Origin of the sequence: Streptomyces sp. R41 (assembly GCF_041053055.1) — a bacterium.
Taxonomy (GTDB): domain Bacteria; phylum Actinomycetota; class Actinomycetes; order Streptomycetales; family Streptomycetaceae; genus Streptomyces.
On sequence record NZ_CP163443.1, the window covers coordinates 6,791,744 to 6,807,492 of the forward strand.

A 15,749-nucleotide genomic window follows, 5' to 3' on the forward strand; every position below is an offset into this window, starting at 1 on the left:
CAGGCTGTGACCCAGTCAGCACGGAGCTTTTCCGGCATAGTTCGCAAAGATGCTGTCCCACTCGTTCCTGGGACGAAGTGGGACAGCATCCAGGTGGTGCGTCGACGCCGGGGCGTCCCGGGACGCTACGCCAGCCCGGGACCCCGCACCGGAATGTGGGTGAACGTCGGCTCGGGAGCGGGGTTCTGGAAGAAGTCGTTGCCCTTGTCGTCGACCACGATGAACGCAGGGAAGTCCTCGACCTCGATCTTCCAGACGGCCTCCATGCCGAGTTCCTCGTACTCGACGACCTCGACCTTCTTGATGCAGTCCTGTGCGAGCCGGGCGGCGGGCCCGCCGATGGAACCGAGGTAGAAGCCGCCGTGCGCGTCGCAGGCATCCGTGACCTGCTTGCTGCGGTTGCCCTTCGCGAGCATCACCTTGGAGCCGCCCGCGGCCTGGAACTGCTCGACGTAGGAGTCCATCCGGCCGGCCGTCGTCGGGCCGAAGGAGCCGGACGCGTACCCCTCGGGCGTCTTGGCCGGGCCCGCGTAGTACACCGGGTGGTCCTTCAGGTACTGCGGCATCTCCTCGCCCGCGTCGAGCCGCTCCTTGATCTTGGCGTGCGCGATGTCGCGGGCCACGACGAGCGGGCCGGAGAGCGAGAGCCGGGTCTTGACCGGGTACTTGGTCAGCTCGGCGAGGATGTCGTCCATCGGCTGGTTGAGGTCGATCTTGACGACGTCACCCGACTCGTCGAGGTGCTCGTCGGTGGTCTCCGGCAGGAAGCGCGCCGGGTCGGTCTCCAGCTGCTCCAGGAAGACGCCCTCGGCCGTGATCTTCGCGACGGCCTGGCGGTCGGCGGAGCAGGACACGGCGATGGCGACCGGGCACGACGCGCCATGGCGCGGCAGCCGCACCACGCGCACGTCGTGGCAGAAGTACTTGCCGCCGAACTGCGCGCCGATCCCGATCTTCTGGGTCAGCTCGAAGACCTTCTCCTCCAGCTCCTTGTCCCGGAAGCCGTGACCGAGCTCGGAGCCCTCGGCCGGAATCTCGTCCAGGTAGTGCGCGGAGGCGTACTTCGCGGTCTTCAGGGCGTACTCGGCGGACGTACCGCCCACGACGATCGCCAGGTGGTACGGCGGGCACGCGGCCGTACCGAGTGAACGGATCTTCTCCTCCAGGAACTTCATCATGGAGGCCTCGTTCAGAACGGCCTTCGTCTCCTGGTAGAGGAAGCTCTTGTTCGCGGACCCGCCGCCCTTGGCCATGAAGAGGAACTTGTAGGCGCCGCCGTCGGTCGCGTACAGCTCGATCTGTGCCGGCAGGTTCGAGCCCGTGTTCTTCTCCTCCCACATGGTGAGCGGAGCCATCTGCGAGTAGCGCAGGTTCAGGTTCAGGTAGGCGTCGTAGATGCCGCGGCTCAGGGCCGCCTCGTCGCCGCCCTCCGTGAGCACGTTCTGCCCGCGCTTGCCCATGACGATGGCCGTGCCGGTGTCCTGGCACATGGGGAGGACGCCCGCGGCGGCGATGTTCGCGTTCTTCAGGAGGTCGAGCGCGACGAACTTGTCGTTGCCGGACGCCTCCGGGTCGTCGATGATCCGCCGCAGCTGAGCCAGGTGGGCGGGCCGCAGGTAGTGCTGGATGTCGTGGATGGCCTCCTCGGCGAGCTTGCGCAGCGCCTCCGGCTCGACCTTGAGGAACGTGCGCCCGTCGGCCTCGAAGGTGGAGACACCCTCGGAGGTCACCAGCCGGTACGGGGTGGTGTCCTCTCCCTGGGGGAGCAGATCGGTGTACGCGAACTCAGGCATCTCGCCCATTCCTCACTCGACAGACAGCGGCGTGCCTCCATTGGCAGCGTCCACCAGCGTAGAACCTGGCACGGGCACCGAGTCTGTGAGGTAAGGCTCAGTTGCTTGTCCGATAGTTGCCCACACCCCTAGTCGCGATCTATCGCGTTTGGGTACGCTGCTGCCGTGGACCTTCAGAAGAGCCCCGCCCCGACCGCGCCCACATCGGTGAAGCCGACCGCATCCACGGCGGCGGAGCCGACCGAGCTCCGTGCCTCCGACGCCGACCGTGACCGGATCGCCGACATCCTGCGCGAGGCCCTCGCCGAGGGGCGCCTGACGGCGGAGGAGCACGCCGAGCGGGTGGAGGGGGTGCTGGCCACGAAGACGGTGGGCGAGCTCGACCACTTCGTACGAGACCTGCCCGCCGCCCACACGGGCCGCGCGACCCCCGGGTACACCTCGGCGCCCAACCGCCCCACCGCGGACGCGATCCCGGTGGAGGCCGACGAGAACGTGGTGGCGGTCTTCAGCGCCGCCGTCCGCAAGGGCCGCTGGCGCGCAGGGCGCCGTATCCACGCGTACTCGATCTTCGGCAGCGTCGAGATAGACCTCAGTGAGGCGATCTTCGAGTACCAGCACGTCGTGATCAAGGCGATCTCGATCTTCGGCAACGTGGAGATCCGCGTCCCGGAGAACGTCTCGCTGCGGGGCAGCGGCGGCGCGGTCCTGGGCAACTTCGAAGTGGACACGCTGGATTCGGGCGACCCCCACGCACCGGTCGTCTATGTCGACGGACTGTCCGTGCTGGGAAATGTCGAGGCAAGGCCCAAGCGGGGCAAGCTGGTCGCGGACATTCTCGACCGGGTGACGGGCCGTGTGACCGAACGCGTGGCCGACCGGGTGGACAGGAGTTTGCGCAAGCACCTGGACCGTTGACGCTTGTGAATTAGGCGGCTTCGGCAGCGAATTGGTCCAGTTGTGCGGGCCGTGCCGCGTACGAGAATTCCTGGGCTTCGGAACTCAGTGCATAGGCACGCGCACAGCGGGTAGGCCTTGCTGCATCGTCTCTTGGAGGGCGCTGTGGACCTATCCGCGGTGCCCGGCACGCTCGCGAAGCCGTCGTCAGGAGTAGACCGTGCTGCAACCGCCGCATCAGTCCCTGCAGGTAGCTGCCGTTCCGGCCCAGCGGGCGCCAGTGCGGGACAGGGATCAGGAAGCCCCATGGCACACGGAGGCCGTGTGCCGACGAGACGAAGCCGGCCTGTTCTTCGCCCCCTCCAAGGAACCCACTGCCGCTCGGCTGTCCCGTGAGGAGGCGGCGAAGCGCGTCTGTGCCCGCTGCCCGGTGATGGTCGAGTGCCGCGAACACGCGCTGCTGCAACCCGAGCCGTACGGAGTCTGGGGCGGCCTCACCGCCGCCGAGCGCCGCGTGGTGCTCGCCCGACGCCGCCGCCGCGAACTGGAACTCAAGAAGGCCGCGCGGGGGACGATAGCGGCGGCCGGCTGACAGGTACTTACGGGAAAGGGGCGCCCCTCCGCACAGGGAGCGCCCCTTTCCCGCTGCTGTCTCGCGCGCCCGTTGAGGACGCGCCCCGTAAGAGGCGGGGGGAACTGTGCGACCAGCCACGGGCTACCCGCACGTGCCCGTGACCCGCAGTTCCCTGATGCCCCAGTTCGGGAGCTACTTGGCGCGGTCGAAGTCGATCGCGCTGTAGGCGCGCAGCTTGCTGAGCCGGTGCTCGGACGTGATCTGCCGGACCGTGCCCGACTTGGACCGCATGACGATCGACTCGGTCGTCGCGGTCTCGGCGCGGTACCGCACTCCACGCAGCAGTTCGCCGTCGGTGATGCCGGTCGCGACGAAGAAGACGTTCTCGCCGGAGACCAGGTCGTTCGTGGTCAGCACGCGGTCCAGGTCGTGACCGGCGTCGATCGCCCGCTGCCGCTCCTCGTCGTCCTTGGGCCACAGCTTGCCCTGGATGGTCCCGCCGAGGCACTTGACCGCGCAGGCCGAGATGATGCCCTCGGGGGTGCCGCCGATGCCGAGCAGCAGGTCGATGCCGGTGCCCTCGCGCAGCGCCAGGATCGAGCCGGCGACATCGCCGTCGGTGATCAGCTTGATGCGCGCGCCGGTCTCCCGGATCTCCTTGATGATCCCGTCGTGACGCGGCCGGTCGAGGATGACGACCGTGACGTCCTCGGGCGTGGAGCGCTTGGCCTTGGCGACGCGCCGGATGTTCACCGACACGGGCGCGTTGATGTCGACGAAGTCGGCGGCCTCCGGGCCGGTGACCAGCTTGTCCATGTAGAAGACCGCGGACGGGTCGAACATGGTGCCGCGGTCGGCGGCGGCGAGCACGGCGATCGCGTTCGACATGCCCTTGGCGGTGAGCGTGGTGCCGTCGATCGGGTCGACCGCGATGTCGCACTCGGGGCCGGTCCCGTCGCCGACGCGCTCGCCGTTGAAGAGCATCGGGGCCTCGTCCTTCTCACCCTCACCGATGACGACGACGCCGTTCATCGAGACGGTGGAGACGAGGGTCCGCATGGCCCGGACGGCGGCGCCGTCGGCACCGTTCTTGTCGCCGCGGCCGACCCAGCGGCCCGCGGCCATCGCGGCGGCCTCGGTGACGCGGACGAGTTCCAGGGCGAGATTTCGGTCGGGGGCCTCGGAAGGGACCTCGAGTTCGGACGGCAGCTGATGATTCTCGGTCATCGAGACGCACCTTTCTGATACGACGACGGCCGGATGAGGGTGATGGCCCCGACTCTATCGTTAGGCCGACAAAATGAGCAGGGGACCCCACGGATGAGCAGGCCAGGGCACCTGCGACGATATGTACGTGGCAGGTATGAAAGGCAAGCAGTCGGTCCGGGACATGATTCTCTCCCTGGGCCTCATCGGTCTCATGGCGGGTGTCATCTACATCTTCATCCCGCACGACGATTCCGAGCCTCCGCTCAAGCGTGTCGACTACCGTGTCGAGCTGCTCACGGCGCGCCGCGCGGCGAGCTATCCCGTGGCGGCGCCCGAGGGCCTGCCCAAGACGTGGAAGGCGACGTCGGTGCGGTACGACGGCTCGGAGTTCGACGCCTGGCACCTGGGTTTCCACGCCCCCGACGGCCAGTACGTGGCGATCGAGCAGTCCACGCAGAAGCCTGCCGTGTTCATCGACACGGCCAGCCAGGGCGCCGAGGACAGCAAGACCACCCAGCGCATCGGCGACCAGACGTGGCAGCGGTACACGGGCGGTCGCTACGACGCCCTGGTGCTGAAGGGCAAGGGCTCCACGACGGTGGTGACCGGCACGGCGTCCTTCGCCCAGCTGACGAAGATGGCGCAGGCGCTGAAGACGTCCTGAGCCGCACGGACATGCGAGAAGGGCCCCCGGCGCCATTGCCGGGGGCCCTTCTCGTACGTACGGAGGTGATCAGACCGTCGTGACGACCTGGTCGAACTCCAGGCGCGGGGAGCGCGGGAACCAGGCGTCCTCGCCCGGCTTGCCGATGTTGACGACCATCAGCGGGGTGTGGTCGCCGTCCAGGAACTCCTTCTGGACGCCGGCGAAGTCGAGACCGGTCATCGGGCCGGCGGCGAGGCCGGCGGCGCGGACGCCGATGATGAAGTAGGCGGCCTGCAGCGCGGCGTTCAGGGAGGCGGCACCTTCACGGGCCGGGCGCTCCGAGAAGAAGACGTCCTTGGCGGCCGGGAAGTGCGGGAAGAGGGCCGGCAGCTCCTCGTGGAACTCGTTGTCCGCGGAGAGGATCGCGACCAGGGGGGCGGTGGCCGTCTTCGGCTGGTTGCCCTCGGCCATGTGCTTCACCAGGCGCTCACGGGCCTCGGCGGAGCGGACCAGGGTGATGCGCAGCGGCGACTGGTTGAAGGCGGTCGGGCCGTACTTGACCAGGTCGTAGATCGCCTGCACCTGCTCGTCGGTCACCGGCTCGTCGGTGAACGTGTTCGCGGTGCGGGCCTCGCGGAACAGCAGGTCCTGGGCGGCGGGGTCAAGAACGAGAGACATGGTGAAACCTTCTCGGGACGAGCGGGGATCCGGGGGGATCGGCTTGAGGTCTCGAAGGTACGACATGAAGGTTTAAGCTTCAACCAAAGCCCGGCCGAAGTGATCCACTTCACACATGCTTCAACTTTCAAGAACCTACTCGGCCCCGTTCGGGGTCGATCCGCATTCCGGCCCAGGAGTCGGCCGAGCCGCCCGCTAGGAGTCGGCCGAACCGCCGGCGCCCTCTTCTTCCTCCTCCTCGGCCAATGCCGCGTCCAGCCGCGCCCGCGCGCCCTCGAGCCACCGCCGGCACACCTTCGCCAGCTCCTCGCCCCGCTCCCACAGGGCCAGGGACTCCTCCAGGGTCGTACCGCCCGCCTCCAGACGGCGTACGACCTCGATGAGCTCGTCCCGCGCCTGCTCGTACCCGAGCGCCTCGTCCACCTTGCTGGTCATGCGCCCACCCTATGCATCGACTCGTACGGAGAATTCGCCCTCGGCGACCCGCGCCCGCAGCGCCTCGCCCGCCGCCACCTCGTCCGGCCCCCGGACGACATGACCGTCGGCCTTCTGCAGCACCGCGTACCCCCGCTGGAGGGTCGCGGCGGGGGAGAGGGCCACCACGCGCGCGTGGGTGTGCGTCAGCTCCGAGTCGGCGCGGTCGAGGAGGTGCCCGAGGGTGCGCCGGCCGCGGTCCAGCAGGGCGGCGACTTGGTCCGCCCGCTCGTCGACCATGCGGTGCGGATCCTCTATCGAGGGCCGGGCCAGCGCGTGGGCGAGGCCGCGCTCCTCCCGCTCGATGAAGGACTGGACGCTGCGCCGCGCCCGGTCCCGCAGGAACCGCACCCGCTCGTACTCCTCGCCGACGTCGGGCACGACCTTCTTGGCGGCGTCGGTCGGCGTGGACGCACGCAGGTCGGCCACGTGGTCGAGCAGCGGGTTGTCGGGTTCGTGCCCGATGGCCGACACGACGGGCGTACGGCACGCCGCCACGGCCCGTACGAGCTGCTCGTCGGAGAACGGCAGCAGGTCCTCCACGCTGCCGCCGCCCCGCGCCACGATGATCACGTCGACGTCGTCCAGCGCGTCCAGGTCCTTCACGGCCTGCACGACCTGCGGCACCGCGTGCACGCCCTGCACGGCGACGTTGCGGACTTCGAAGCGGACGGCCGGCCAGCGGTGCCGCGCGTTCTCCAGCACGTCGCGCTCCGCCGCCGAGGCCCGCCCGCACACCAGCCCGATGAGCTGCGGCAGGAACGGCAGCGGCTTCTTGCGCTCGGCCGCGAACAGTCCCTCACCGGCCAGCGTCTTCTTCAACTGCTCGAGCCGGGCGAGCAGTTCACCGACCCCCACCGGCTTTATCTCGGCGGCCCGCAGCGACAACTGCCCCCGCGGCGCGTACCACTCGGGCTTCGCGTGTACGACGACACGGGCGCCCTCACTCACCACGTCGGCGACGGCGTCGAACACCTGCCGATAGCAGGTCACGCTCACCGAGATGTCGTACGACGGATCGCGCAGCGTCAGAAAGACGACACCCGCGCCCGGGCGCCGCGACAACTGGGTGATCTGCCCCTCGACCCACACCGCGCCGAGCCGGTCGATCCACCCCCCGATGAGCCGCGACACCTCACCGACGGGCAGCGGAGCGTCCGCGGACGTGTTGTGAGCCATGCGCCCGAGACTAACGGCCACGACTGACAACACCCGCACTCCTGAGACACGGGCACCGCGGCCCGGTCCCACCTCACGTGGGCCCACGCCACCGGCGCTCCCACCGCACCCGGCGCTGGGGCCGCGGGAACGGAACCCGGCGCCCCGGGGTGCCGCCGCGCCCACCAGCGGATTGCCCGCAGCCAAGTCTGTACGGCCCGCAGTCGCCCACCGGCGGAAGGGGCCGTGCCGGTACATCGAATGCCCGTCGCACACAGCAGGCAAGGGCACCCCTCCAGCAGACGCCCACCCCGCGACGGGCGGATGTACCGGCGCGGCCCCGACCCCCCGACGGCGAAAGGCGGTATGAGCCGGCAGCTGCCACGGCGCCGAGGCGAAAGACGGTATGAGCCGGCAGCTGCCACGGCGCCAAGGCGGCAGGCGGTATGAACCGGCAGCCGCCGCGGCACCCAGGCGGCGGGAGCCGGCAGCCGCCCCGGCGCCTAGGCCGGGGATTCGGCTCGCCCGCGCTGGGCGACCAGCACCACCAGCCCCACGACCAGCCAGGTCGCGCCCACCACCTGGGCGGTCCCCGACGCCTCGACGATCACCGCGATGGTGATCGCGGCGCCCACGACCGGAACCAGCACGTGCCGCCACCACACCACGGGCCCGCCCCGCCGGCGCACGGCGAACCACCCCACCACGCTCGCGTGCAGCAACGTGAACGCGGTCAGCGCGCCGATGTCGACCACCGACACCAGCTTGTCGAGGCCGTCGTCGCGCCGAGCCGCCCACACCGCGGCCACCAGCGTGATGACGGCCGCGCACAGCAGCGCCGCCCGAGGCACCCCCGAGTTGGTCCGCGACAGCGCCCGCGGCAGCCGCCGATCGCGAGCCATGGCGAAAACGAGCCGCCCCGCCGCGGCCTGCCCGGCCAGCGCGGCGAACGCGGCCCCGATCGCCTTGCTCACGGCCACCAGGTTGTGCAGCCACGGCCCCACCGAGGAGTCCACGGCGTCGTAGAAGGCCGACCCCTGCTTCCCGGGTTCCGCCGCGAGCTGCGCGGACGACAGCGGCTCAAGGAGCGCCACCAGATAACTCTGGACAACGAACAGCACACCCGCCAGCGCCAGACAGAACAGCACCGCCCGGGCCACCTTCTCCGATCCGCCGGTCACCTCCTCCGCGAACGTCGCGATCGCGTCGAAGCCGAGATACGACAGGACGGCGATCGAGACGCCGCCGATCACCGCAGACAGGGCGAACGCGCCCTGCGAGCCGTCGCCGGACAGCGGGGACAGCCACCCGCGATGGGCCCCGTCACGCGCGAGCATGACGATGGCCGACACGACGAAGACAAGCAGGACCACGATTTCCATCGCGAGCACCAGGAAGCCGACTTGAGCGGCGGCCCGGACACCCCACAGGTTCAACACCGTGGTGATGACCACGGCGAGCGCGGTCCACACCCACCGGGAGACGTCCGGGACAAGGGAGTTCATCGCGATCCCGGAGAACAGGTAGGCCACCGCCGGGATGAGCAAGTAGTCCAGCATCGCCATCCACCCGGCGATGAACCCGGCCTCTTTTCCGAGCGCCGCGCGCGCGTAGGCGAACACCGAACCCGCCTGCGGAACCACGCGGACCATCTGGGCGTAGCTGAATGCGGTGAACGCCATCGCGACGGTGGCGACGACGTAGACCAGCGCCACCGCCCCGTGCGACTTGGCGTCGAGGGTTCCGAAGACACCGACCGGCGCCATGGGGGCGATGAACAGCAGCCCGTAGACGACGAGGTCCCGGAAGCCGAGGCTGCGACGGAGTTCGTGCTCCGCGTCGGCCGCGCCGGCTGTGTCCGCCGCGGGCTGCGTGTCGGACATCGTGCCTCCCGAGGGTCGTGCCCGGCCCCACCCCTCCCGGCTCCCCAACAGTCTCCCCAAGGAGGCGATCTTTGACCCGTCGAGCGCGGCCTTACGATGGGGTGCATGACTGCTTCGCCTGGCCGCCGTGTCCTGCTCGCCGCCCCTCGGGGCTACTGCGCGGGCGTGGACCGCGCCGTGATCGCCGTCGAGAAGGCCCTTGAGCAGTACGGGGCCCCGATCTATGTCCGCCACGAAATCGTCCACAACAAGTACGTCGTGCAGACCCTGGAAAAGAAGGGTGCGATTTTCGTCGAGCAGACGGCGGAGGTCCCCGAGGGGTCCATCGTCATGTTCTCGGCGCACGGCGTCGCCCCGGTCGTCCACGACGAGGCCGCGGCCGGCAAGCTCGCCACCATCGACGCGACCTGCCCGCTGGTCACCAAGGTCCACAAGGAAGCCGTCCGCTTCGCAGGCGAGGACTTCGACATCCTCCTCATCGGCCACGAGGGCCACGAAGAGGTCATCGGTACGTCCGGTGAGGCGCCCGACCACATCACCCTGGTCGACGGCCCCGAGGACGTCGCCAAGGTAGAGGTCCGCGATCCCTCCAAGGTGGTCTGGCTCTCCCAGACCACGCTGTCGGTCGACGAGACCATGGAGACGGTCGACGCGCTGAAGGAGAAGTTCCCGCAGCTCATCTCCCCGCCCAGCGACGACATCTGCTACGCGACGCAGAACCGCCAGCTGGCGGTGAAGCAGATGGGTGCCGAGGCCGACCTGGTGATCGTCGTCGGCTCGCGGAACTCCTCCAACTCCAAGCGGCTCGTCGAGGTCGCCAAGCTCGCGGGCGCGCGCGACGCGTTCCTCGTGGACTTCGCCGACGAGATCGAGGAGGCGTGGCTGGAGGGCGTGACGACGGTCGGCGTCACCTCGGGCGCGTCCGTCCCGGAGGTCCTGGTCGAGCAGGTCCTGGAGTGGCTGTCGCAGCGCGGCTTCGAGGATGTGGAGATCGTCAAGGCGGCCGAGGAGTCCATCACCTTCTCGCTGCCCAAGGAGCTGCGCCGCGATCTGCGCGCGGAGGCGGCCTCGCTGGTGGAGCAGCGGACGGGCACGGCGCCCTCCGAGGCCTCCTCCGAGAAGTGACTGTCAGTCGTACGACGTAACGTAGGGCCATGCAGATCTTCGGTGTTGACATCGGCGGTTCCGGGATCAAGGGCGCTCCTGTGGACCTGGACCGCGGCGACTTGGCGGAGGAGCGCTACAAAGTGCTCACTCCGCATCCGGCGACGCCCGACGCGGTGGCCGACGGCGTGAAGGAGGTCGTCGGCCACTTCGGCTGGACGGGTCCGGTCGGCATCACGTTCCCCGGGGTGGTCACCGGCGGCGCCACCATCCGCACGGCGGCCAATGTCGACAAGAACTGGATCGACACCGACGCGCGTGCCCTGCTGGGCGAGCGGCTGGGCGGCCTTCCGGTGACCGTGTTGAACGACGCGGACGCGGCGGGCGTCGCCGAGATGCAGTTCGGCGCGGGGCGCGACCGCCGGGGCACGGTCATCCTCCTCACCTTCGGCACGGGCATCGGCAGCGCGCTCTTCATCGACGGCGAGCTGGTCCCGAACACGGAGCTGGGGCACTTGGAGCTGAACGGCCACGACGCGGAGAAGCGCGCCTCCACCAAGGCCAAGGAGGACCACGAGCTCACGTGGGAGCACTGGGCCCGACGCGTCACGAAGTACCTCGCCCACGTGGAGATGCTCTTCTCGCCCGAGCTCTTCATCGTCGGCGGCGGCGTCAGCCGCAAGGCCGACAGGTTCCTGCCTCTCATCGAGGGCATCAAGGCGGACATCGTCCCGGCCCAGCTGCAGAACAACGCGGGAATCGTCGGGGCGGCGATGAGAGCGGCGAAGACGGCGACGTAGCCGCGGCTCCCTGGACGCAGACCGGGCCTCTCGCGTTTGTTCCCTGGGGCCCAGGCGTCGCCGTGGTCGTTTCGGGTCGGGCTATCCAGTCGGCCGAGACGGGCGGGCGGGTGGGAAAGCTCGCCGCGAGGCGGCGGCCTGGGCCCTGCGCTGGGCGGCCCGGCGGCTCATGAGCGCGACCTTCCGGACGGTCACGATCAGCCCCGCGACCAGCGTCCCCCCGTACAGCCACCCCGCCTGCGTGGCGAGCGCGGTGAAAAGCCCCATGAGACGGCCCGCGATCCCCCCGCTGTGGTCGGCGACCGCCAGCAGCCCGAAGGCGAACGCGATCGGTACGACGACGGGCGCGGTCACGAGGTCCCCCCGCCGCACCCACACCGCGGTCAGCGCACACACCGGCAGGAACAGCACCCCGTACACCACCAGCGACGCCCCGAACAGCAACTGGTCGAGGGAGCCGAGCGCGAACATCGACGCACCGCAGAACAACCCACTGCCCAGCCCGGTGAGCCGGGGGTTCGGCATCCGCCGCGCCGCCTGGACCAGCGGCGGCGCGGACCGCCGTGCCACCGGGGCGCCCCGCCGGACATCGAAGTCCGCGCCGCGCCCGCCCTGCGCGGGAACGGGCATGCCGCGTCGAGGTCTGGGCCGAGGGGGCCGCGTCCTGTGTTGCTCCACTGGACAAACTTAGGTCGGTTTATGTGTGGAATAGCCCTTCAGACACGCCGATGGGCGGACCTTGGCCATGCGTTCGAAACGTCGCCGGTGCGGGCTCTGCCACGCCGTAGACTGGTGGATCGGCCCGCGCTCTCAGAGGGCCCTTCGCCCATCCTCACGTACGGGAAGTCGCAACGTGTCGCTCACGATCGGAATCGTCGGTCTGCCCAATGTCGGCAAGTCGACCCTGTTCAACGCCCTGACCAAGAACGACGTGCTCGCGGCCAACTACCCGTTCGCCACGATCGAGCCCAACGTGGGCGTGGTCGGCGTCCCGGACGCCCGTCTCACCAAGTTGGCCGAGATCTTCGGTTCGCAGCGCATCCTCCCGGCGACCGTCGACTTCGTCGACATCGCGGGCATCGTGAAGGGCGCCTCCGAGGGTGAGGGCCTGGGCAACAAGTTCCTCGCGAACATCCGTGAGTCCGACGCGATCTGCCAGGTCATCCGCGCTTTCAAGGACGAGAACGTCGTGCACGTCGACGGCAAGGTCTCGCCCAAGGACGACATCGAGACGATCAACACCGAGCTGATCCTCGCCGACCTCCAGACGATCGAGAAGGTCCTGCCGCGCCTCCAGAAGGAGTCGCGCATCAAGAAGGACGTCGCTCCCAAGGTCGCGGCGGTCGAGGCGGCGAAGGAGATCCTGGAGAGGGGCGACACCCTCTTCTCGCAGGGCATCGTCCAGGGCTCCGGCAACGAGGAGCTGCTGCACGACCTGCACCTGCTGACCACCAAGCCGTTCCTCTACGTATTCAACGTGGACGAGGACGAGCTGGTCGACGACGACTTCAAGGCCGAGCAGCGCGCCCTGGTCGCCCCCGCCGAGGCGATCTTCCTCAACGCCAAGCTGGAGCAGGACCTCGCCGAGCTCGACGAGGAGGACGCGATGGAGCTCCTGGAGTCGGTGGGCGCCGAGGAGCCCGGCCTCACGACCCTGGCCCGCGTCGGCTTCAACACCCTCGGCCTGCAGACCTACCTGACGGCCGGCCCCAAGGAATCCCGCGCCTGGACCATCAAGAGGGGCGCCACCGCCCCCGAGGCCGCCGGTGTCATCCACACCGACTTCCAGAAGGGCTTCATCAAGGCCGAGGTCATCTCCTTCCACGACCTCGTCGACACGGGCTCGGTCGCCGAGGCCCGCGCCAAGGGCAAGGCCCGTATGGAGGGCAAGGACTACGTCATGCAGGACGGCGACGTGGTGGAGTTCCGCTTCAATGTGTAGCGGCTGACATATCGCTACGGCGCTGATCTGGCTGACATGCAGGTCAGAAAGGGTCCGACTCCTCGGAGTCGGGCCCTTGGTTTTTTCCCGCGCCGATGGTGCTGGGACGGCTGACCCCTCGTCACCTGTCACTGAGCATCGCCTGACCACCAGGCTCCGTGGTGCCCGGGAGTTCCTCGGCGAGGGGTAGGAGAAGTCTGGGCTCCTCCCTGGCGGGCACCGTGATGCTGGCCTTGGCCCCTGCTTGGCACGACCAGCCCGGTGCCGCACGGCCGGAAGAACGTCAGGTCCACGACTCGTGACCGTGAGCGACAGCTGGCAAAGGCGCCACACTAACGTCAATGTTGCTAACATTGACGTTAGTACCGCGGGTGGAGGTCGGTAGGCATGGTGGCCTTCGTAGGCCGTCGGCAGGAGCTGGCGACGCTGGAGCGAGAGCTGCAGAAGGTGGCGGCAGGGGTTGGCGGGGAGCGGCCCGGTCGGTGCGTGATGTTGCGTGGGCGGCGCCGGGTGGGCAAGTCGCGACTGGTCGAGCGGTTTGCGGAGCGCTCCGGAGCGCCCTTCTTGTTCTACGCGGCGACCGGCGCGTCCCCCAGGGATGATCTGGCACGGCTGGCCCGGGACGCCCAAGCATCGACGCTGCCGTTGGCGGGGCTGGTGGCCGCCGCGCGGCCGGAGAGCTGGGATGCCGCGTTCGACGTGCTGGCCGCGGCGCTGCCCGCCGACCGGGCGAGCGTGCTGGTCATCGACGAAGTGCCGTACCTGATGGATACCGATGGCGCCTTTGAGGGGATGCTGCAGCGGGCCTGGGATCGGGTGCTGGAAACCAAGCCAGTGCTGCTGGTCCTCATCGGCTCCGATCTGTCGATGATGGAGGCACTGAACAGCTACGGACGACCCTTCCATCAGCGCGGCCGGGAGATGGTGCTGGGACCGCTCAATCCCGCCGAGGTGGGGCAGATGCTCGGGCTGGATCCGGCGGAAGCCTTCGACGCCGCGCTGGTCACCGGCGGGTTGCCGCTGATCTGCGCGGAGTGGCCGCGGGGCGCGGGGCTTTGGGACTTCCTGGGCGAGGCGCTGAGTGACCCGGTCTCGGCCCTGCTGGTGTCGGCCGAGCGCTCGCTGGCTGCCGAGTTCCCTCCGCAGGCTCAGGCGCGTACGGTGCTGGCGGCCATCGGCAGTGGCGAGCGAACCTTTACCAACATCGCCCGTGCGGCCGGCGGAATCGGGGCCACGCCCCTGCAGCGAGCGCTGGAGTTGCTCACGGACAAGCGGATCGTCGCCGCGGAACTGCCCGTATCGCTGCGTCCGTCGAAGGATCGCCGCTACCGAGTGACAGATCCCTACCTGCGGTTTTGGCTGCACCTGCTCGGCCCGTCCATGGAGGAGATCGAGCGAGGGCGCGGTGATCTGACGTTGGCGCGGATCCGGGAGAGCTGGACCAGCTGGCGTGGCCGAGCCGTCGAGCCCCTTGTCCGCGAGGCCCTGGCGCGGATACTGCCCGATGACGGGCTGCCCGCGGCCCCCGCAGTGGGCGGCTACTGGACCCGCACCAACGATGTCGAAATCGACATCGTCGGGGCGGACCGCGCCCCTATTGCCAAGGAGCTGCTCTTCGTCGGTTCCATCAAGTGGTTGGAGCAATCCCCCTTCGACCGGCATGACCTGGCAGCTCTCCACCGACACCGGGCCGCCCTCACCGGCGAACCCGTTCCAGTCATGGCGGTCTCGCGCAGCGGAGTCGACTGCCCGGGCCTCGACGCCACCTACGGCCCCGGCGATTTGCTGACCGCCTGGCCGCTGTGAGTAGCGGATGGCAGGCGCGGCACGGGAGTTGGGGAGCGCGGTCAGGCCGAACAGACGTCGCGGAGAAGTCCCTCGAACCTCGGCCCCCTGCCTACCGCTGTTGTGTAGCGCTGGCGGTCCCGAGCCTCTCGTGTTTTGTCGCGAATCCCGTGCTGGGACGGTGCTGGGATGACTCCGCGTTTCCGCAGGTCAGACCAGTTGTGGTGGAGTTCCGGTTCAACGTCTGACGCACTGCAGACGTGGGCCGAGTCCTTCGGGACTCGGCCCTTTCGTATGCCCGAGCTCTGCGCGACTGTCCGAGCTCTACGCGACGCTGCTCTCCAGCAGTTCCTTGAGCTTCTGCTCGTCCCTCAGTATCTCCTTGCGTGCATTCGGACGGACGACCAGCGGCACCAGCAGCTTGCCCATGCCGTGGCCCTCGAAGTCGAGGTCGATCGTCAGACGGGACCGCTCGCCGTCGCCGAGCGGCTCGATCGTGCCCTGGACCTCACCGCGCACGGGCCCGTCGACGCCTCGCATGTGCCAGCCGCGCGGAGGGTCGATGTCGGTGACTTCCATGGTCATCGGAAACTCCCGGCTGCCGACGCGCCGGGTCACGACCACGCGGGATCCCACGCTCAGCGGAAGCTCGCCGAGCGGCCGCACGGATACGACGCTCTCCTGCCACTCCATCAGGTGGGAGGGGTCGGTCACATAGGAGTAGATGTCCTCGGGTCGGCGAGAGATGTCTACGCTCTCCTTGATAGCGGACATGTCGTCCGCCTCCTTCATTGGCTTCTGTCACC

General features: G+C 69.1%; 15 protein-coding genes. 7 read left to right on the forward strand and 8 right to left on the reverse strand.

The window, feature by feature from the left end:
- Positions 1–125: 125 nt before the first annotated feature.
- Positions 126–1,793 carry a fumarate hydratase gene (locus AB5J53_RS31135; RefSeq protein ID WP_369248937.1) on the reverse strand — a complete coding sequence of 556 codons (1,668 nt, stop codon included), beginning with the start codon at positions 1,791–1,793 and terminating at the stop codon, positions 126–128.
- 207 nt (positions 1,794–2,000) lie between these two features.
- Here AB5J53_RS31135 and AB5J53_RS31140 point away from each other — a divergent pair, with 207 nt between their 5' ends.
- Positions 2,001–2,711, forward strand: a complete 711-nt coding sequence (locus AB5J53_RS31140) for a DUF1707 domain-containing protein (protein WP_369252585.1) — start codon at positions 2,001–2,003, stop codon at positions 2,709–2,711.
- A 199-nt stretch (positions 2,712–2,910) separates the two neighbouring features.
- On the forward strand, positions 2,911–3,282 hold the full coding sequence (locus AB5J53_RS31145; RefSeq protein ID WP_099499641.1) for a WhiB family transcriptional regulator: 372 nt from the start codon (positions 2,911–2,913) through the stop codon (positions 3,280–3,282).
- 174 nt (positions 3,283–3,456) lie between these two features.
- On the opposite strand, the gene glpX is transcribed toward AB5J53_RS31145, so the two are convergent.
- Positions 3,457–4,491, reverse strand: coding sequence for a class II fructose-bisphosphatase (gene glpX, locus AB5J53_RS31150; RefSeq protein ID WP_369248938.1), 1,035 nt, complete (start codon positions 4,489–4,491; stop codon positions 3,457–3,459).
- A 127-nt stretch (positions 4,492–4,618) separates the two neighbouring features.
- Between glpX and AB5J53_RS31155 the strand changes: the two genes are divergently transcribed.
- Positions 4,619–5,137 carry a DUF4245 domain-containing protein gene (locus AB5J53_RS31155; protein WP_369248939.1) on the forward strand — a complete coding sequence of 173 codons (519 nt, stop codon included), beginning with the start codon at positions 4,619–4,621 and terminating at the stop codon, positions 5,135–5,137.
- A 69-nt stretch (positions 5,138–5,206) separates the two neighbouring features.
- Here the strand turns inward: AB5J53_RS31155 and AB5J53_RS31160 are convergent, their stop codons facing one another.
- From AB5J53_RS31160 to AB5J53_RS31175, 4 genes are all read right to left on the reverse strand, one after another.
- Complete coding sequence (locus AB5J53_RS31160) at positions 5,207–5,797, reverse strand: malonic semialdehyde reductase (RefSeq protein WP_369248940.1); 591 nt, start codon at positions 5,795–5,797, stop codon at positions 5,207–5,209.
- Positions 5,798–5,992: 195 nt separating this feature from the next.
- Positions 5,993–6,232, reverse strand: coding sequence for an exodeoxyribonuclease VII small subunit (locus AB5J53_RS31165; RefSeq protein WP_369248941.1), 240 nt, complete (start codon positions 6,230–6,232; stop codon positions 5,993–5,995).
- Positions 6,233–6,241: 9 nt separating this feature from the next.
- A complete protein-coding gene (xseA, locus tag AB5J53_RS31170; protein ID WP_369248942.1) occupies positions 6,242–7,450 on the reverse strand; it encodes an exodeoxyribonuclease VII large subunit in 1,209 nt (402 codons plus the stop codon).
- Between the two features lie 482 nt (positions 7,451–7,932).
- Entirely contained in the window at positions 7,933–9,312 is a 1,380-nt protein-coding gene (locus AB5J53_RS31175) for an APC family permease (RefSeq protein ID WP_369248943.1), read from the reverse strand.
- Between the two features lie 96 nt (positions 9,313–9,408).
- Here AB5J53_RS31175 and AB5J53_RS31180 point away from each other — a divergent pair, with 96 nt between their 5' ends.
- The gene (locus tag AB5J53_RS31180; RefSeq protein WP_369248944.1) at positions 9,409–10,437 is read left to right on the forward strand and encodes a 4-hydroxy-3-methylbut-2-enyl diphosphate reductase; all 1,029 of its coding nucleotides are present in this window, start codon (positions 9,409–9,411) and stop codon (positions 10,435–10,437) included.
- 29 nt (positions 10,438–10,466) lie between these two features.
- Positions 10,467–11,216 carry a polyphosphate--glucose phosphotransferase gene (ppgK, locus tag AB5J53_RS31185; RefSeq protein ID WP_369248945.1) on the forward strand — a complete coding sequence of 250 codons (750 nt, stop codon included), beginning with the start codon at positions 10,467–10,469 and terminating at the stop codon, positions 11,214–11,216.
- 81 nt (positions 11,217–11,297) lie between these two features.
- On the opposite strand, the gene AB5J53_RS31190 is transcribed toward ppgK, so the two are convergent.
- The gene (locus tag AB5J53_RS31190) at positions 11,298–11,894 is read right to left on the reverse strand and encodes a DUF6542 domain-containing protein (RefSeq protein WP_369248946.1); all 597 of its coding nucleotides are present in this window, start codon (positions 11,892–11,894) and stop codon (positions 11,298–11,300) included.
- A 175-nt stretch (positions 11,895–12,069) separates the two neighbouring features.
- On the opposite strand from AB5J53_RS31190, the gene ychF reads away from it, so the two are divergent.
- Both ychF and AB5J53_RS31200 read left to right on the forward strand, forming a co-directional pair.
- A complete protein-coding gene (ychF, locus tag AB5J53_RS31195) occupies positions 12,070–13,158 on the forward strand; it encodes a redox-regulated ATPase YchF (RefSeq protein ID WP_369248947.1) in 1,089 nt (362 codons plus the stop codon).
- 387 nt (positions 13,159–13,545) lie between these two features.
- Positions 13,546–14,964, forward strand: a complete 1,419-nt coding sequence (locus AB5J53_RS31200; RefSeq protein ID WP_369248948.1) for an ATP-binding protein — start codon at positions 13,546–13,548, stop codon at positions 14,962–14,964.
- 303 nt (positions 14,965–15,267) lie between these two features.
- Here AB5J53_RS31200 and AB5J53_RS31205 read toward each other — a convergent pair whose 3' ends face one another.
- On the reverse strand, positions 15,268–15,717 hold the full coding sequence (locus tag AB5J53_RS31205; RefSeq protein ID WP_369248949.1) for an SRPBCC family protein: 450 nt from the start codon (positions 15,715–15,717) through the stop codon (positions 15,268–15,270).
- Positions 15,718–15,749: the final 32 nt, after the last annotated feature.